We start from the raw sequence: 18,388 nt of genomic DNA, 5'->3' as shown, positions 1-18,388 counted from the left end.
GAGACAGTGTCCAATCCTTTTTGGCGCATGATGTCCATGATTCGCTCGCAAGCTTCGCTCATGACGGCATGTACTCCCCGCCGTTCACGTCCAACGTCGCCCCGGTGACCTCGCTGGCGTAGCGGGACAGCAGGAACAGCACGGAACCCGCACACGCTTCGTCCGGCGGAATCCGGCCGAGCGGGTTGCGGGCGGCGATCTCGTCGTAGACCTCCTGCTCGGACACCCCGCGCTGTTCGCCGGTCATCCGCAGGTAGTAACGGACGCCGGGGCCGTCGAGCCAGCCCATCACCGCCTGGTTGACCCGGATGCCGTGTTCGCCGAGTTCCACGGCGAGGGAGCGCGTCGCCGAGCTCATCGCCGCCTTGGCCACCGCGTACCCGCCGTCGCCCAGCATCGGCTTGCGGGTCGCCATCGTGCCGATGTTGACGATCGAGCCACGGCCCGCCGCCTTCATGTGCGGGACCACCGCGCGGGTCACGTTGAGCGCGCCGTAGAGAATGATGTCCATGGAGCGGCGTATCGCCTTCTCCGGGGTGTCGAGCAGCGCGCTGAGGCCGGGATGACCGAACGCCGAGTTGACCAGCCCCGTGATCGGGCCGAACCGCTCGACGGCGGCGTCCACCAGACGCGCCACCTCGTCGGGTTTGCGGACGTCGCAGGAAAGACCGAAGGCTTCCCCGCCCGCGGCGGTGATCTTCTCCGCTTCCTTTTCCATGACGTCGGTGGAGCGCGCCGCCATGACGACCTTCGCGCCCTCCGCCGCGGCGCGAGCGGCCAGCTTGACGCCCAGTCCGGGCCCGACCCCGGTGATGAGAACGACTTCACCGTCGAGCATCACAGGTACACCTCCAGATAGGCCGCGAAATCGCGGTCGAGTTGGTCGGCCGAGAGCCCGAAATCCTCCGCCGTGTAGGAATGCGCGGCGTTCCTTTCCTTCTTGTCACGCTCCACATAGGACATGAACGCGGCGTCGTCCGCGGCGTCGGCAGTCAGCCCCAGCTCCCCGAGCACCCGGCGGGCCTGCGCGACCGGCTCGGTCAGCATCGCGTCGAACCGGACGTCCACGAACCTGTCCGGCCGCCGGGCGCGCACCGCCGTGAACTCGCGCAGGGCGGTGGCGAACCGATCGCTCCAGTACCGGCCGACCGCGACCGGATCGCTTTTCTCGCTGTACTGCGCCGACATCGTGCACACCATCGAGGCGTAGGACGGGACCGCACGCGCCGGGGAGCGATGCGTCATCACGATCCGGCACCCCTCGAAGGTGTCCAGCACGGTGTCCACCGCGGTGAGGTGATGCGGCGATTTCAGCACCCACTTCCGGCCCGCCCGCGCCGGATCCTGCCACTGCAGGACCTGCAACCACTGGTACAGCTCCTGATACGCCTTGCTCTGGTCCGCGGCCCGCAGCCAGTCGCCGTAACTGGGCACCCAGTAGAAGGAGTCGAAGCTCATCGAGGTGAACGAGCGGTCGACCAGGATCACGTCCTCTTCCGGGCCGTCCCAGGTAATGGTGTGGATATCGCCGAAGTTCGGGGAAAGATCGAGAAACGCCTGCATTCGCTCCTGCGCGCGACGTTTGCGTTCGGCGGCGCCGGGCCCCTCACCGGGAAACGGTATCGGATAGGAGGTTTCCCAGGACAGTGTGGAAGTCAGCTTCGGGGAGGCGGCCAGCAACCGGTGCAGCAGCGTGGATCCGGTGCGTGGCAGGCCGCAGATCTCGGCCGCCACCACCGGTTCGACGTCGAGGATCTCCGGATGCTCACGTTGCACCGCTCGCAGCCGGAGCCGGTCCGCCAGCAGTGCGATCACCCTGCGCTGGGTCAGCTGGAAACCGAGTTCCGACAACCGGGCCTCGTCGTTGAGCGCGGCGACGAGCACGCCGAGCGGTTCGAGAAACCAGTCGTCGCCGAATTCGGTCAACCCCGTCTTGTCCCGCGCTGTGCTCAGCAGATCGTCGACACGCAACGACGAGGTCATCGATTCTCCTTTACCGCCGAGGAATCCACAGGAACGACCCGGCACCGCGGGATCGGGTGCCGCTCCGCGCCGAGCCAGCGCAGCAGAGCGGTACCGGTGGTGTGCCCGCAGGTGTCGATCCAGTTGCCGACGCCGGGATCGCGGTCGGCCACGACGATGGTCACGCGGCCGTCCTCGTCCAGCGCGGCTGTGTGCTTGTTGACCGTGATGCGGCGGCGCTGGTCCAGCGACTCCATCCACCAGTTGTCCAGCTGGAAATTCCAATAAGGACAGTCCGGCACCTCGGTCTCGATCACCCACGCCTCGCCCGGCCGCAGCGTCCAGTAGCCGTGCAGGTAGAAGATCTCCGGATCACCACCGGCTCGCTGGAAGAAGTCCTGGCCGAAGTCGGGCAGTTCGTTGGGCCGGGCCATGAACTTCTCGGTCCACCTGGCGAAGGTCTCCGCGGTCCCGTGCACCGACAGCGCGGCCCTGCCGAACGCCTTGGCCAGGAACTCCGGATCCAGCTCGGCCGGTTCGCCCGGCCCGTCGATCCGCTCGATCCGCCACTGCCCCGGCGTCTCGGTAATGCGGTCGAGGTAGGTCTGCCGCACCACGAGCCCGGTGGAATCGGCGGCGAGCGGCAACCAGTTGCGACCCTGCTTCGTCGCGCTGGCGATGATCTCGATCGTCCCGTCCGGTTCGGGGACCAGCTCGGCGCCGGTCAGCTCGCCGGTGGACGCCATGGTGCCGTCCTTGGCGTACCGGTTGGCCTTGGAACCGATGCTGAAGTACGCGATGGTGCCGCGCCGCCCGGTGATCCGGTAACTGCGATCGCCACGGATGTTCGCCGACAGGTAGACGTTGTCCGGATTGTCGGCGCCGATCTTCACCAGATCGAGTTCGTGCAGCCGGGGGAAATCCGGGTCGGCGTTGTCGACGCAGGAATAGAGCATTTCGCGCGTCAACCTGCTCAAGTACCGGAAGCCTTCCGCCCGGTCGAGCGGGGTGTCCGGCGCGGTGTCCCGCAGCACGACCTGACCGGCTCGCTCCAACGCGCGGCAGAACTCGGTCCAGGCCCCGGCAATCTCGGCCACGACACCTCCTAGAACACGTTCTAGTGTGACTGTACAGGATTATGGACAACGTTCAATAGTTGCCGAGCACTCGCATCTCCCTGAGCTTGGCGAGCACCGCCTCCGCCGCCTGCTCGGCGCTCATGGCCGTGGTATCGAGCCGCACTTCGGCGTCCCGCGGCGGCTCGTACGGGGAATCGATCCCGGTGAAATTGGCCAGTTCACCGCGCCGCGCCTTGGCGTAGAGCCCCTTCGGATCACGCCGCTCGGCCACTTCCAGCGGAGTGTCGACGTGCACTTCGCAGAATTCGCCGGATTCCACCAGGCTGCGCGCCAGCGCCCGCTCGGCGCGGAACGGCGAGATGAAGGACACCAGCACGATCAGCCCGGCGTCCACCATCAGCGCGGACACCTCGGCGATCCGGCGGATGTTCTCCACCCGGTCCGCGTCGGTGAAGCCGAGATCGGAGTTCAGGCCGTGCCGGACGTTGTCCCCGTCCAGCAGGAAGGTATGTGCTCCCTCGGCGTGCAGCGCCTTTTCCACCAGGTCGGCGATTGTCGACTTGCCGGCACCGGACAGGCCGGTGAACCACACGACGCACGGCCGGTGCCCGTTGCGCACTCCGCGCGCCCGCTTGTCCACGGTGAGGGCCTGCCACCGCAGGTTCGCGGTGCGGCGCGTCGCGAAGTCGATCATCCCGGCGCCGACCGTCCGGTTGCTCAGCGGGTCGAGCACGATGAACGAGCCGAGATCACGGCAGGCCCGGTACGGCTCGAAGGCCACCGGCCGGTCGATGTGCAGGTTCGCCACGCAGATCTCGTTGAGGCGCACGGTCTTGGCAGGCAGATGCGCCTGGGTGTCCACGTCGATCCGGTACTTCGGGTGTTCGGCGGTGAACCCGGTCGTACGCGCACCGAACTTGGCCAGGTACCGCCTGCCGGGCAGCATCTCGTGCTCGTCCATCCAGACCAGGTGTGCCTGGAACGCGTCGGCGACCTCCGCGGGCGCCTCCAGCGCGGCGAGCACACTGCCCCGGCTGACGTCCACCTCGTCCGCCAGCACCACGGTGACCGAATGCCCGCTGACCGCCTGCTCCCGATCACCGTCCATGGTCACGATTCGCTCCACAGTGGACTCATGACCGCCCGGCAGCACCCGGACGCGCTCCCCGCGGCGGAGCGTGCCCCGCACCACCCGCCCGGAGAAGCCGCGGAAAGTGTCGTCCGGCCGGTTCACCCACTGCACGAGCAGCCGCGCCGGGCCGGTGGACGCGCCGTCGTCCACCTCGACCGATTCCAGCCACTCGACCAACGTCGGCCCTTCGTACCACGGCGTCCGTTCACTGCGAGCGACCACATTGGACCCCTCGACGGCGGACACCGGAATGCAGGCGACGTCCCCGATGCCCAGTGCCGCGGCGAAAGCGCGGTACTCCGCGCTGATCTCGTCGAACACGGCCTTCGAGTAGCCGACGAGGTCGAGCTTGTTCACCGCGAGCACCACGTGCCGGATTCCCAGCAGTGCCACCACATGGGTGTGCCTGCGGGTCTGGGTGAGCAGGCCCTTGCGGGCGTCGAGCAGGATCACCGCGGCGTCCGCTGTGGACGCACCGGTCACCATGTTGCGGGTGTACTGCTCGTGGCCAGGGGTGTCCGCGACGATGAAGCGACGGCGCTCGGTGGCGAAGAACCGGTGCGCCACGTCGATGGTGATGCCCTGTTCCCGTTCGGCGGCCAGGCCGTCGACGAGCAGCGCGAAGTCGAGGTCGGCTCCCCTGGTGCCGTGCCGCTTCGAATCGGCGGTGAGCGCGGCGAGTTGATCACTGTAGAGCAGTTTGGACTCGTACAGCAGCCTGCCGATCAGCGTGCTCTTGCCGTCGTCGACACTGCCGCAGGTGATGAATCGCAGCAGATCGGCGTGTTCGACGTCCTCGCCGTCCCGCACCTCGGTGATCGCCTGGGTCATCAGAAGTAGCCTTCCTGCTTCTTCCGCTCCATCGAGCCGGAATGGTCGTGGTCGATCACCCTCCCCTGCCGCTCGGACGTGGTGGCCGTCCGCATTTCGGCGATGATCTCGTCGATCGTGCGAGCACTGCTCTCCACGGCCCCGGTCAGCGGATAGCAGCCCAGCGTGCGGAACCGGACGCTGCGCGTCGCCGGGACCTCGCCGTCCGCGAGCGGCATCCGGTCGTCGTCCACCATGATCAGCGTGCCGTCGCGCTCGACGACCGGCCGCTGGGCGGCGAAGTACAGCGGCACGATCGGGATCCGCTCGCGCCGGATGTAGCGCCACACGTCGAGTTCGGTCCAGTTGGACAGCGGGAACACCCGGATGCTCTCGCCGGGCCCGATCCGGGTGTTGTACAGCCGCCACAGCTCCGGCCGCTGGTTCTTCGGCTCCCACCGGTGCTGGGCGCTGCGGAAGGAGAACACCCGCTCCTTGGCGCGGGAGGCCTCCTCGTCCCGCCGGGCGCCACCGAACGCGAAGTCGAACCGGTGCTTGTCCATGGCCTGCCGCAGACCCTGGGTCTTCCACAGGTCGGTGTGCGTTGCCGACCCGTGGTCGAACGGATTGATGCCCTGCGCGAGACAGTCCGGATTGCGGTGCACGATCAGGTCGAGACCGAGACGCCGCGCGGTCTCGTCCCGGAAAGCGATCATCTCCCGGAACTTCCACGTGGTGTCCACATGCAACAGGGGGAAGGGCAGCGGGCTCGGATAGAAAGCCTTGCGCGCCAGGTGCAACAGCACCGAACTGTCCTTGCCGATCGAGTAGAGCAGCACCGGCCGTTCGCTCTCCGCGACAGCCTCGCGGAAGATGTCGATGCTGTCGGCCTCCAGCCGGTCGAGATGGTCCAGTGTCATGCCGGCACCTCCGCCAGTACCGCGCCCGCCAGCTCCGGCCTGCACACCAGCAGATCGGGAACGCGCAGGTCTGCTTTGTTGTACGTCAGCGCGGTGCCGTCCAGCCGCGAGGTGTGCAGACCGGCGGCCCTGGCCACCGCGACCGGCGCCGCGGAGTCCCACTCGTACTGGCCGCCGCTGTGCAGGTAGACGTCCACCTCGCCGCTGACCACCGCCATCACCTTCGCGCCCGCGCTGCCCATCGGCACGAGTTCGGCGTCCAATGTGGACACCAACCGGCGGGCTTCCGCCGGTGGCCGCGTTCTGCTCACCGCGATGCGCAGGCGCCCGGCCCGCGCGGGCGGAGACGGGATGGGCTCATCGGTGGCGTAGGTGCGACCGAGCGCGGGCAGGGCGACGGCCCCCGCGGTCAGCTCCCCCGCCTGCCACAACGCGACGTGGACCGCCCAGTCCGTACGGCCGGGCTCGCCGAATTCCCTGGTGCCGTCCAGCGGATCGACGATCCACACCCGGTCGGCGGCCAGCCTGGCCGGATCGTCCGGCGCCTCCTCGGACAACACCGCGTCCGCGGGCCGGTGCGCGCGAAGCTGTCGATCGATGACCTCCTGCGCCCGCCGGTCACCCTCCGCGCGCACCGCGTCCGGGTCGTGGTTCGTCCGCCGGAGATCCAGCAGGACCGCGCCCGCCGCGTCCGCGAGGCGGCGGGCCAATGCCGCGTCCATCTCGTCCATGAGGCCACCATAACCGCAAAATGAACAACGTCCAATACTTAAAATGAACATCGTCCAGACTTGCGCTAAGGTCGTTTCCATGGCGAAGACCGAGACGACCGGCCCGCTGCCGACAGCATGGGGTGACGCCGAGGGCAGGCGGCGTGACATCCTGGCCTCCGCCGAGCGGCTCATCGAGGAGTCCGGCTACACGGCGCTGACCATGCGCGCGATCGCCGCCGGAGCCGGTGTCAGCTCCGGCACCGTGTACCAGTACTTCGGCGGCAAGGACGACGTCTTCGTCGCGCTGACCGCCCGACGCCTCGAAGACATCCAGGCCACTCTGTCCGAAGTGGACGTCACGATCGGTATCGCCGGAGTACTCCGTGAAATTCTGCCGCAGATCACCGAACTCTGGCGCAGGCTCGGGCGCTCCGCCCCGCAGTGGGAGGCGAAGGTGCTCGCGGGCGGGCGGCGCTCGAAGGGCGTGGCGACATCGGCGACGGTGTACCGGCACACCCTGAAGGCGCTCGTGAAGACGCTACGGGAGAGCGCGGAGGCGCACGGCCAGACCCTGATCGACGATCCCGCCCTCGCGCACTGGGTGTGGGACGCGCTCATCGGCGTCGCGGACGACCTGCTCCTCGGCGGATCCCGGCAGGACCGCATCCGGCCGGAGCGCCTGATCACCTTCGCCACCGAAGCCGTCGAGCGCAGCATCGTGATATCAGGCTAACTCCGGAAGCCGACCAATGACCGCCTTTCGCCCGGGTGGCCGGGAGGTCGCACCCCCGGCCACCCCACAAGGCAGCCAGTGGTCAACTAATCTTTACCGTACCCGGCACCCTTATCACGATTTATTCCCCGGCGCCGAGCGCACATACAACACCGGACTCATTTCCTCTACTATTTCGACAGTAAATCCCGCAGCACTCAGGATGGACTTGATTGCATTTCTCATCGTTCCTTTGATCGCTTCATAATAGGCCACCACCGGCCTTTCTGTTTGCCCAGAGAAAATCGCATCCTGGACTTCGTCCAGAAGCTCGGATTTGGTGATCCAGCTAACAGAAACTCCCCCGCTGCCGTCTACGGCGGCATGAATCTCGACTTCCGCACCAGGGCGACCTTCGACGTCGCGATTACCGCGATAGGAAACCAAACCCGCACGAGTCAGCTCGGCGCACACTTGGGTTGCCAACCGGCCGTAGGCGGCAAGCACGTCATTCGATGCACCCGCTTGATCAGACATCTTTCTCAGGCTCCAGCTTATCTACAATCCAATGGACAGAGTGCAGGCGAGTATAGCCCAGCATACGAGCTACCCGCGGCGCGCGTCTTGGATCATACGCTTGAGCAGATCAGTGGTAGCGTCATACCACTCTTTACTGTAAGGAACAGACCAGGTGATCGGCGTTCCCTGCTCGAGATCTTTGAGGAGTTTTTCGCAGTCATCGCAGGGGGATCGTTCAGTGTAAATGGCTTTGATATCCCTTGCGGTAAAACCCTTGGCCTGGAGTTGTTCGAGGATATGCCCTTCGGAGTGCACCTGTTGCCCGTCGGCGCTGCTGAAGCCAACTACGAAATCGTCGGGAACGTTGGGGTTTTCGCTCTTCCAGCCGGGTACCCTGGCGACGGCGACGTTTCGTCCGGGGCCGTATCCCGCTCTTTCACGGGCGATGAAGGCGAGCTTGCCGAGTTCGTCGCTGTTGTAGGGGATGAGGCCGCAGGCAGGAACCGCGAACCCCGCGTATCCGGCGCCTTTCCAGAGGCAGGGCGGAACGGGCCAGCGAGCGAGTTGTTGCTGAAGTCGCGCGATGCGGGATCCGGCTGCGGAGGCTCCCGCGGCGTCTTCTTCGAGGAGCGCGCGCAGCCGTAGCCCGCCGATGCCACCGGCGGCGCCCCCGATGCCGGAGAACAGCCCCGCCGCGATATCGGAGGTGACGAGCGGAGCGAGTTCGATACCCCACGGAGTGGCGGCGAAGAGCACGGTGCAGGCTTCGGCGCACAGCGCGCCCCCGACCACTCCGATTTCCAGGAACAGCAGGCCCTTCGCGAACGCGACGCCCGCCTCGATGAGCGGGGTGGCCAGGGTCAGCGCCTGCATGGCTTCGAAGTGCGGGCTCAGAACCTCGTGCAGGCAGTTCTGGCGATAGTTTTCACTTCCGCTGAACAGGAGATTGCACAGCTTGGACCGTTCGAGTGCCACTTCCCCGGGATGCAGCGCCGTGTACCCGCTCGTGTAGATGCAGTTCTTGTATTCCTCGGGGTTGACGTGCTCGAGGTACTTACATTCCCCGGCAAGGCGCTGCGCGATGTCGGCCCTGACGGACTTGATTTTCTGGTTGTAGACGTTGATGGCCTCGTTGGCCGCGGCGACGGCCTCGTCGACCTTCTTACCCGCCGCGATCAGGTTGTCGTAGGCCTCGCGAGCGGCGTCGTTGGCGGCACGGGCATAGCCGGCGGCCTCCTGAGCCGAGACCTGTGCCCATACCGCGGAACGACTTGCGCGTTGCGCGGACGCCTTCGCCGACTCGGCCGCTCTGCCCGCGGTGGCGGCGGATTCGGCCGCGTTACGGGCGGACTGTTCGGCTTCGAGGGCGTGCCGGTGAGCCTCCTTCGCGTATCCGGAAGCCTCGCCGGCGTATTTTTCGGCCGCCTTCCCCCAGTCGTCCGCCTCCTTGGCGGCATTGCGGGCGATCGCGGCCACCTTCTGCGCGATGGCCGCGTTCTGCGCGGCTTCGGTGGCGGCGCGGATCGCCTCGGAGAGGAAGCCGGCCACCGTGGCGAGATGGGCGGCCGCCTCTTGGTCGTGGCGAGCGGCGACATGCTGGCCGGTCGCGAGGAATTCCCGGATCAGCCCCGGCGGGCCAGCCAGCGTGGCGTTCGCCATAGCCTTGAGTTCGAGCCCGCTCGTGTCCGCGGCCGCGAGCTGGTTGACATGCAGCCGGTCGTCGGTCCCCAGCGCGTTGTACTGCCCCTTGTCCAGGAACTCGCGGTAGGCGTCGCCGTTGTTGGTGTCGAGCGCCTTCTGCGCGGCCTGCACGACGGTCGTGTTGCCCGCCGTCTTCGCTGCCGCGAGGATCTGGTTGACCGTGAGCCGGGACTCGGTGTCGCGGGCGGGGTAGTCCGGGTTTCGCAGGAACCGGGCGACGTCCTCGTCAGATCCGGCGAGGGCGGCGTCGGCCGCGGCGCGCATCTTGTCACTACCGGTCTTCGCCAGGCTGGTCAACGTCTCCCGGTCGTCCTGGCCGGTGGCCCTGGCGATACCGGTGCGGACGTAGTTGATCACCTCGGCGTCGGCGCCGGAGAGCGCGGCCGCCGCGGCGGCGCGGTTCCACGAACCGCCCGTGCCGGTCAGCCGCAGCGCGATCTTCCGGCCGTCGGCGATGACGAGCGCGGGATCAGCGTTCGGTGCGCTCGCTTCCGCCAGCAGGCGCTGGGTTTCCGCGTCCCGCTGGGCTTCCTGGGTCGCGGCCCAGTTCTTGCTCGCCTCGAGTTTGGCGCCGGCGTCGGCGGCATCCCTCGCCGCTTCCTCGACCTGCTGGGACTGCACCGCCAGCCGCTCGGCGTCGGCTTTGCGGGCAGCCTCGAACAGGGCGACAGCCGTGCTCGCGGCGGTGTTGGCGCGTTCGGCGGCGGCGCTGGCGACGTTGGCGTGCTCGGTCGCCTCCTTGGCCGCGTCGGCCGCGTTCCCGGCGTGTGCGACCGCCGCGTCCGCCGCCGCGGCGGCGGCCCGTGCGTCGTCGGCGGCGCGGTTGGCCGCGTCCCGCGAGTCGTAGGCGGCTTGTTTGGCCTCACCGGCGAAGGCGTAGGCCGCGTTGGCGGCCCGGTCCGCTCGCGCGGACTGCGCCCGTGCGGCCGCGGCGGCTTTGTTGGCCCTGCTGGCGTCCGCCCCCGCCTCACTTGCGTAGCGGCCCGCCTCGGCGGCCGCATCCCCCGCCTGCTTGGCATGGCCACCGGCCACCCTGATCGCGTTGATCGCGGCCTGCGCGTTTTCCGCGGCCTTCCCGGCCGCGTCGGCGGCGCTGGCGATGTCCTTCGCGTGGTTGGCGGCTTCCCTGGCGTCCTTGGCAGCCTGGACGGCCACGTCGATCCTGCACTTGCAGAGGTCTGTCCGGACATCCGCCGCCGCCGAAGCGGCACGCGCCGCGGCCTGCCCGGCCTTCGACGCCGCGGCCGACGCCCGGACCGCCGCCGCGGCGGCGACCCTTGCGGCCGCGGCGGCCGCATTGGCCGCATCGATCGCTTCCTGCGCTGCCGCCGCCGCGCGGTTCGCGGCCTCCGCCGCCCGCTGCGCGGCAGCCGCGGCTTCGGCGAGGTGGCCCTTCGCGCTTTCCGCCGCCCGCGCGGCGTCTTCCGCGGACTTGCGCGCCAGCTCCGCCTCGGTGACCGCGCGGGCGGCGGCGTCCTTGGCGAACTGGGTTTCGCGCGCCGCCTGATCCCCCGCGTCCTTCGCGACGGCGGCGAGTTCGGCGATGCTCGCCGTCTCCTGGTCCCTGGCCGCCGCGACCGGCCACTCGGAAGTCAGGAACAGGGTGTATGCCTGCGCGGTGGCCGCGTCCAGCGCGCGCTGCGCGGCCGCGCGCACCTGTGCGCCGCCGCCCGCCATGATCTGGTTGATCCGCAGCCGCTGGTCGGTCTCGGACGCGACCGAAAGCTTCGTCTCCAGGAAGGCTTGCAGGGCTTCGGGTGTGTTGGCGTCCAGCGCTTCTTGGGCGGCCTTCCGCACCACCGGGCCCGCACTGGCCATGATCTGGTTGACCCGCAGCCGCCGGTCGGTCGCGGCGGGCTGTTGCCAGCCCGATTCGAGGAATGTCCGCAGAGCACCGTCCACGGTCGAGTCCAGAGCCCGCTGCGCGGCGGCTTTGAGCGTCACTCCGCCGGCGGCCATCATCCGGTTGACGCTGATCCGGTCGTCGACGGGCGCGAACCGATCCACGCTCGTGGCCAGGAACGCCTGCACCTCGGCGTCCGAACCGAGCAGCGCTTTCTCCGCTTCGGCCCGCACCACGGGACCCGCCGAGCGCCAGATCGCCACGACCTGCGCACGAGGGCTGAGTGGTGCCTCGGCACGCGGCGCGGCCGATGCCGGGGCCGCGCCGGGAGCCGCGAGGGCCGGCGGGCCCCCGACCAACTGCCAGACCAGCGCGATGATCACCGACAATGTCGTGACGAGCCGCGCTCGGCGCGGCCTTGTTCTCAACGGTTTCACCCTGTCACCCTCCCCGGCTGACGGTTATTCCCTGAAAGACGTGATGCCCTCGCGTTGCGCCAGACAGCGCTTTCCGCAATTACCGGCGATGCCGGATAGCGAATCATTAATAGCACTCGACCAGGACGGTACTCAATGCCCGTCCGGCTTCTTGACACCTTTGGTGTAGCGCAAGCAGCACAGGGCAGCCGATCACCCCGGGAAGTCAAGAACGCGCGATGAACTTGTCCGGAACCTTGTCCCACTGCTGCACTGTTCGGCCCAAACGGTCGCGAGTCTGCTCTGTTCGGCCCAGTCGATTGCGCCGAAACCCCATGTTGCGAACAATCCCATTACCGAGAACGTGACGAGCTGCCGAACTTGGCTCAGGTGACAGTTGCCCTGGCGTCCGCGCCAGGGAATACTCGGCCTTGGCAGAGTCTTTGCCTGGGGGTTGTCGGGGGGCTTCTGAAGGCGCGGCATCCGCGCCTACTTTTCGTGCTCACCGGCTCATGCTGCTCAATAAACAAACTTTCGCCTGCCCGAGTACTGCAAGAAAAGAGGGAACTGTGCGCTTGCTCTATCGCCTTCTGGTCGTCGGCCTCGCCGGGGTCGTGGTGGTGTTGATGTGCGTCACCCCCTCTTCCGGCGTCTCCCCCGGCCCGGCGCGCGCCGCCGACGAACCGCCGACGCTCGAAGAGGACTACGCCTATCCAGGCGCTGACAAGATCTTCGCGGACTACGGGGTCAAGCTGATCTCCGGCGACGGGCACATCCTGTTCGCCGACTGCGCCACCCCGCCCACCGGGCCGATCGGCTTCATCCAGGTGAGCAGTCCCGGCATCGGAATCGGCGGCAAGGGCCTGATCTGTTTCCGGGTCACCGCCCCCACCGGGCGCCTCGCCGTGAAGATCCCCGCCGTCTTCGAGATCCGGGGCGACGGGCGTGAAGCGGGGAAGGGGCACAAGCTGCGCGCCGAACTGACCACCGACGACGGGCAGCACACCACCGTCGACGTCGATCCGAGCGGATCGACCCAGGTCGGCACCGGGAGCAACCCCAGCAACCCGCCGACGACCCTGCTCGAACTGAACGCGTCGTCCTGACCGGTCAGGACATTCCGAAAACCGAACCCCGAGAAGGGATCCCGCTGTGCCACGTACCCGCCCGCGGGCTGGGTGGATCATCGGTCTGCTCACGACACCACTCGCCGCCGGCCTGCTGGCCGGTGCACCCGCGCACGCCATCACCGGCGGCGGCCCCGCCGCCGACAACACCTACCCGTTCGTCGCCAAGATCGACACCACCGGCCGGAGCTGCAGCGGTGCGCTGGTCGATCCGCTGTGGGTGCTCACCGCCTCCAGCTGTTTCTCGGAGAACGGCCAGCCCGCACCGGCGGGCCCGCCGAAGCAGCCCACGACCGCCACCATCGGCCGCACCGACCTGACCACCACCGCCGGGCAGGTCGTCCCGGTGACCTCGCTCGTTCCCCGCCCGGATCGCAATCTCGTCCTCGTCAGACTCGCCACCGCGGTCACCGGTGTCGCCCCGGTGAAGATCGGCAACACCGAGCCGCGACGAGACGAAATTCTCCGGGTGGCAGGCTACGGCCGTACGAAAACCGAGTGGGCGCCCAGCAAACTGCACACGGCGACGTTTTCCGTCTCGGCGCTGGCGCCCACCACGATCGGCATCACCGGGCAGACACCGGACGCCAACACCTGCAAGGGGGATTCCGGTGGCCCCGCGTTCCGCGACAACAACGGCTGGCCCGAACTCGTCGCCCTCAACGACAGATCATGGCAGGCAGGCTGCCTCGGCGAGACCGAAACCCGGCGGGGCACGGTGGAAACCCGTCTCGACAACATCACCGACTGGATCGAGCAGCAGATGCTCGGCCTCGCCGCGACCCCGGCTAGCAAGCACGCCATCAACCTGCACTGGAATCCCGTCGCGGCACGCGGCTACAAGTCCTACCGAGTCTACGGTTCCCAGACAGCGGACGTGCCGCTCAGCCAGGCGACGCTGCTCAGCACCGTCACCACGCCGGGCTTCACGCACGGAAACCTCCCCGGCAAACAGACCTGGTACTACCGCATCGTGCCGGTGACCGCGACCGGTCAGGACGCGCTGGCCTCGACCGTCGCGTCGGCGACCACACAACTGGCCACGGTCGCCGACTTCACCGGTGACGACAAGGACGACGTCGCCACCTTCACGCGCGGCGAACTGGCCGACGTCTATGTCGCGCCCTCCGACGGCACGAAGTTCACGAACCCGGCGGCCAAGTGGAGCGACTACCTGGTGGCCGGGCAGGAGATCCCGCTCAGTGGTGACTTCAACGGAGATGGCAAGGCCGACATCGCGACCTTCGCCCGAGGAGCCACCGGAGTGGTCACCGTGGCGCTGTCCAACGGCACCGGGTTCGATCAGCCCAAGACCTGGCACAACCACTTCTCGATCGGCAACGAAATCCCCATGACCGGCGATTTCAACGGTGACGGGAAAACCGACATCGCCACGTTCACTCGCGGCGACGCCGCCGATGTCTACGTGTCCTTCTCGGATGGAACGAAGTTCGTGCAGGACGGCTGGAAGTGGCACGACCATTTCGCGGCGGGTGGCGAGATCCCGGCGGTCGGCGACTTCAACGGCGACGGCAAGGACGACATCGTCACCTTCACCCGCGGCGACGCCGCCGACGTCTACGTGTCCTTCTCCGACGGCACCAAGTTCGTGCAGGACGGCTGGAAGTGGCACGACTTCTTCGCGGCAGGTGGCGAGATCCCGGCGGTCGGCGACTTCAACGGCGACGGCAAGGACGACATCGTCACCTTCACCCGCGGCGACGCCGCCGACGTCTTCGTGTCCTTCTCCGACGGCACGAAATTCGTGCAGAACTCTTGGAAGTGGCATGACTACTTCGCGGTCGGCAACGAGATCCCCGGCGTCGGAGACTTCAATGGCGACGGAAAAGCGGACATCGTGACGTTCACCCGCGGAGAAGGTGCCGACGTCTACGTGGCCCCCTCCACAGGTGACAAGTTCATCCCGGAATCGAAGAAGTGGCATGACTTCTTCGGCTACGGCACGGAGATTCCGCTCCCCGGCTTCATCTGGTAACCGCCTGCCTGTCCTCAGCCGCTGGTGGCCCCGGTGCAGCACCTCGGGGCCACCAGCGCGCTCAAGAAAGAATCAGGTATCGGACAAACTATGCGTATACGTTCTGTTCTGCGTGCCCTTCTTGCCCTCTTCGTCGTCATGACGTCGGTCCTTGTGCTCCCGGGCGGGGCCCCCGCGGGTGCCGCGCCCGCACTGGCCCGGCAGCAGGCGGCCGGCTGGGCGACCTTCCGGCAGCTCGACCGGCTGTCCGAACTTCCCCCGCCGGGCGTGCAGACCCGTCAGTTCTCCAGCTTCGGCCGGGACGGCAGCAACAACGACGGTTTCAGCGGGGCCTACTCCTGCTTACGGCACAGCGAAAGCGGTTGTGTCCTCGGCGAGGACTACGGCCCCGGCGAGATCGACGCACTGTGGTTCACCCAGATCTCCCGGAACCGGACCGGGGACCTGAGCGACACCGGCTGGATTCGCATCGAGCTGGACGGCAGGGTGGTGCTCGACCGGTCGCTGCAGGACGTGGTGAGCGGCCGCGCGGGTGCCCCGTTCAGCTTCCCGCTGGTGGCCGACGCCGAGCAGAGCTCCGGCGGAAGCTACGTCAAGGTCCCGATGCCGTATCGGGAATCCATGCGGGTCACCGTGCAGAACAACCCGAACTTCTACCACCTCGGCTACCGGCATTTCCCGACCGCGGAGGGGATCACGACCTTCGATCCGGCGGATCGGGCCGAGGACGTGCTGGCGTTGTTGCGCGCGTCGGGTACACGCGATCCCAAGCCACAGGATCCGAACGCGAGTACGAAGTCCACCGAGCTGATCCTGCCCCCGCGCGGACAGGCGACCGCGGCACAGCTCACCGGCCCCGGCAGCATTTCCGCCCTGCGGCTGCTCGGCGCGGCGGCCGATGAGAGCCTTGGCCGGGCGCTCCGCCTTCGCATCACCTTCGACGGGCGGACGACCGTGGACAGCCCGGTCGGCGAGTTCTTCGGCAGCGGGCTCGGCCCGGCCTCGGTCCGCTCGCTGCTGTTCGCCATGGACGCCGCCCCGGGCGGCTGGTATTCCAGCTGGTGGCCAATGCCCTACCGGACCTCGGCCACCGTCGAGCTGGTGAACACCGGCACGAGCGAGGTGCGCGGTATCACCGTGGAAACGACCTCCGCTCCCGATGCCCGCTGGTCCGAGGAACTCGGCCCCGGCGGCGACGCCGGGTACTTCACCACCCAGTCCCACGCGGGCCGGACCGTGGCCGGCCAGGACTGGAACTTCGTCGACACCGGGGGCCGGGGCCGTCTCGTCGGGGTCTCACACACCATGCGAGGTCCCGAACACCGTGGGTTCCTCGAAGGCGACGAACGCGTCCACATCGACTCGTCTCCCAGCCCGCAGTTGCACGGCACCGGCACCGAGGACTTCTACGAAGGAGGCTGGTACTTCGACCGCGGCGAATTCAGCAATCCGTTCAACGGCAACCCGCGCCACCAGCGCACCACGGCGAGCTGCCCCGGCGACTGCACCGGGGCCTACCGGTTGCTGCTGAGCGATTCTGTCGGCTACGGCAGCGCACTGACCTTCGGTATCGAGCACGGCCAGCAGAACGACGTCGACGCCGAATACGCCTCCACCGCCTACCTCTACACCCGGCCCGAACCCGTCGGCCGGCATACCGACACCGTCGAGGTGGGTGACCAGGGCAACCGTGCCGCGCACGGCTGGACCGAGGCCCCCGGGGCGTCCCAGGCCACGCTGGAAAGCTCCTTCGAAGGCGATGAGAACGACCTCACCGCACACGACGAGGTGCGCTCGGGCTCGGGAGAGTCGTCGTTCCGGGTGACAGTGGCGCCGGCCGGCACCGGCGTGCTGCTGCGCAGAACGAGCGACCAGGCCAACGCAGGCCAGCGCGCGGAAGTGCTCGTCGACGGAGTCTCCGCGGGAGTCTGGTACCAGCCACTCGGCAACACCGCGTCGCGCTGGCTGTCCGATACCTTCGCGCTGCCCCGGTCCGCCACAGCGGGCAAGACACACGTCACCATCACCCTGCGCCCGGCCGCCGGGAGTCCACAGTGGACGGCAACACGCTACCTGGTGGACAGCATGACCGGGCCCGCCCAGGACACCACCGGCCCCGCCGCGCCGAATCCCGCTTTCCGCGGCACCACACATCGCTCGCTGAGGCTGGAGTGGAAACCCGCCGCCGACAATGTCGGTGTGCACAGCTACCGGATCTACGGCGCCCGCACACCACAGGTGCCGATCTCGCCCGCCACCCTGCTCGGCACGCAGCGCGCCACGGCGTTCGTCCATCGCTCGCTGCCGCCCGGTCAGACCTGGTACTACCGGGTCGTCCCGGTGGACGCGGCGGGCAACGCCGGGGCCGGTTCCGCGCCGATATCGGCCAGCGCCACTCAACCGGCAACGAGCGACTTCGACGGTGACGGCAAGGACGACATCGCCACGTTCACCCGGGGCGACGCCGCCGACGTCTACGTGTCCCTTTCGGACGGCACCAAATTCGTCCAAGACGGCTGGAAATGGCACGACTTCTTCACCACGGGCAAGGAAATACCATTGACGGGGGACTTCGACGGTGACGGCAAGACCGATGTCGCCACCTTCACCCGAGGTGATTCCGCCGACGTCTACGTATCACTCTCCGACGGCGGCAAATTCGCCCAGAGCAGCTGGAAATGGCACGATCATTTCGCGGTCGGCGACGAGATGCCGCTGGTCGGGGATTTCAACGGTGATGGCAAGGACGACATCGCCACGTTCACCCGGGGCGACGCCGCCGACGTCTACGTGTCCCTTTCGGACGGCACGAAGTTCGTCCAAGACGGCTGGAAATGGCACGATCGCTTCGCCGTCGGCGACGAAATCCCCGCCGTCGGCGACATGGACGGCGATGGCAAGGACGACATCGTCACCTTCACCCGGGGTGCCACCGCCAACGTGTTCGTGTCCCTGTCCGACGGCACGAAGTTCGTCCAGGACGGGTGGAAATGGCGCGACAACGTGAGCGGCGGAGCCGCCAAGTCCGGGCTGGGCGATGCCGACGGGGACGGCAAGGAGGACGTGATCTCGTTCGCGAACGGCCAGGTCACCGTCGCGACCTCGACAGGAAGCGGCCTCACCGCACCCAGCCGATGGCACGACTATTTCGCTTTCGGAGATGAGGTACCCGGCATCGGCGACTTCACCGGAGACGGTAAGGCCGATATTGTCACCTTCACCAGGGGAAAGAGTGGCCAGGCCTACGTCGCGACCTCGGACGGGACGCGCTTCACCGGGCGAGGAGTCCTGTGGCACAACCACTTCGCCCTCGGTGACGAACTACCCCGGCCCAGCCTGTACTGACCCGGCGGGGGGGGGGGGGGGCGGCCCGGACGGGAGCGGCGGGGGAGAAGGTGGGGGGGGGGGGCGGGGCGGTAAAGGCCGGCCGGCGCCCGCGCGGGGGGCGCGCCGGCCCG

The 18,388-nt window shown here is 68.0% G+C and carries 12 protein-coding genes; 4 read left to right on the top strand and 8 right to left on the bottom strand.

Annotation, left to right across the window (positions count from 1 at the left end; translation table 11 throughout):
- Positions 1 to 58 precede the first annotated feature (58 nt).
- From ACFW0G_RS14760 to ACFW0G_RS14735, 6 genes are read right to left on the bottom strand one after another with little or no spacing between them, the layout of a single operon-like run.
- The gene (locus tag ACFW0G_RS14760) at positions 59 to 838 is read right to left on the bottom strand and encodes an SDR family oxidoreductase (RefSeq protein WP_378325700.1); all 780 of its coding nucleotides are present in this window, start codon (positions 836 to 838) and stop codon (positions 59 to 61) included.
- The gene (locus ACFW0G_RS14755) at positions 838 to 1,983 is read right to left on the bottom strand and encodes a sulfotransferase family protein (protein WP_378325699.1); all 1,146 of its coding nucleotides are present in this window, start codon (positions 1,981 to 1,983) and stop codon (positions 838 to 840) included. Before ACFW0G_RS14755 ends, ACFW0G_RS14760 begins: the two co-directional genes overlap by 1 nt.
- A complete protein-coding gene (locus tag ACFW0G_RS14750) occupies positions 1,980 to 3,059 on the bottom strand; it encodes a DUF1214 domain-containing protein (RefSeq protein ID WP_378325698.1) in 1,080 nt (359 codons plus the stop codon). The genes ACFW0G_RS14755 and ACFW0G_RS14750 overlap by 4 nt, the downstream gene beginning before the upstream one ends.
- 52 nt (positions 3,060 to 3,111) lie before the next feature.
- Positions 3,112 to 5,004 carry a sulfate adenylyltransferase subunit CysN gene (gene cysN, locus ACFW0G_RS14745; RefSeq protein WP_378325697.1) on the bottom strand — a complete coding sequence of 631 codons (1,893 nt, stop codon included), beginning with the start codon at positions 5,002 to 5,004 and terminating at the stop codon, positions 3,112 to 3,114.
- Complete coding sequence (cysD, locus tag ACFW0G_RS14740) at positions 5,004 to 5,903, bottom strand: sulfate adenylyltransferase subunit CysD (RefSeq protein WP_378325696.1); 900 nt, start codon at positions 5,901 to 5,903, stop codon at positions 5,004 to 5,006. The genes cysN and cysD overlap by 1 nt, the downstream gene beginning before the upstream one ends.
- Positions 5,900 to 6,634, bottom strand: a complete 735-nt coding sequence (locus tag ACFW0G_RS14735; RefSeq protein ID WP_378325695.1) for a 3'(2'),5'-bisphosphate nucleotidase CysQ — start codon at positions 6,632 to 6,634, stop codon at positions 5,900 to 5,902. The genes cysD and ACFW0G_RS14735 overlap by 4 nt, the downstream gene beginning before the upstream one ends.
- Before the next feature lie 79 nt (positions 6,635 to 6,713).
- Between ACFW0G_RS14735 and ACFW0G_RS14730 the strand changes: the two genes are divergently transcribed.
- Positions 6,714 to 7,349, top strand: coding sequence for a TetR/AcrR family transcriptional regulator (locus ACFW0G_RS14730; protein ID WP_378325694.1), 636 nt, complete (start codon positions 6,714 to 6,716; stop codon positions 7,347 to 7,349).
- 114 nt (positions 7,350 to 7,463) lie between these two features.
- Here the strand turns inward: ACFW0G_RS14730 and ACFW0G_RS14725 are convergent, their stop codons facing one another.
- Together ACFW0G_RS14725 and ACFW0G_RS14720 are read right to left on the bottom strand one after the other, a co-directional pair.
- Entirely contained in the window at positions 7,464 to 7,865 is a 402-nt protein-coding gene (locus tag ACFW0G_RS14725) for a hypothetical protein (protein WP_378325693.1), read from the bottom strand.
- Between the two features lie 69 nt (positions 7,866 to 7,934).
- Positions 7,935 to 11,819: a nucleic acid/nucleotide deaminase domain-containing protein gene (locus ACFW0G_RS14720; RefSeq protein WP_378325692.1), complete on the bottom strand. Its 3,885-nt coding sequence runs from the start codon at positions 11,817 to 11,819 to the stop codon at positions 7,935 to 7,937.
- 557 nt (positions 11,820 to 12,376) lie between these two features.
- On the opposite strand from ACFW0G_RS14720, the gene ACFW0G_RS14715 reads away from it, so the two are divergent.
- The 3 genes from ACFW0G_RS14715 to ACFW0G_RS14705 all read left to right on the top strand — a co-directional run bounded on the left by ACFW0G_RS14715 (position 12,377) and on the right by ACFW0G_RS14705 (position 18,275).
- Positions 12,377 to 12,913 carry a hypothetical protein gene (locus ACFW0G_RS14715; RefSeq protein ID WP_378325691.1) on the top strand — a complete coding sequence of 179 codons (537 nt, stop codon included), beginning with the start codon at positions 12,377 to 12,379 and terminating at the stop codon, positions 12,911 to 12,913.
- A 46-nt stretch (positions 12,914 to 12,959) separates the two neighbouring features.
- Positions 12,960 to 14,930 (top strand): FG-GAP-like repeat-containing protein, encoded by a 1,971-nt coding sequence (locus tag ACFW0G_RS14710; RefSeq protein WP_378325690.1) that lies wholly within the window; start codon positions 12,960 to 12,962, stop codon positions 14,928 to 14,930.
- Positions 14,931 to 15,068: 138 nt separating this feature from the next.
- Positions 15,069 to 18,275 (top strand): DUF2961 domain-containing protein, encoded by a 3,207-nt coding sequence (locus ACFW0G_RS14705; RefSeq protein WP_378325688.1) that lies wholly within the window; start codon positions 15,069 to 15,071, stop codon positions 18,273 to 18,275.
- Positions 18,276 to 18,388 lie beyond the last annotated feature (113 nt).

Origin of the sequence: Amycolatopsis sp. NPDC058986, assembly GCF_042741125.1 — a bacterium.
Classification (GTDB): domain Bacteria; phylum Actinomycetota; class Actinomycetes; order Mycobacteriales; family Pseudonocardiaceae; genus Amycolatopsis.
The sequence above is the reverse complement of the archived record's forward strand: the minus strand, read 5'-3'. Positions and strand labels throughout refer to the sequence as shown.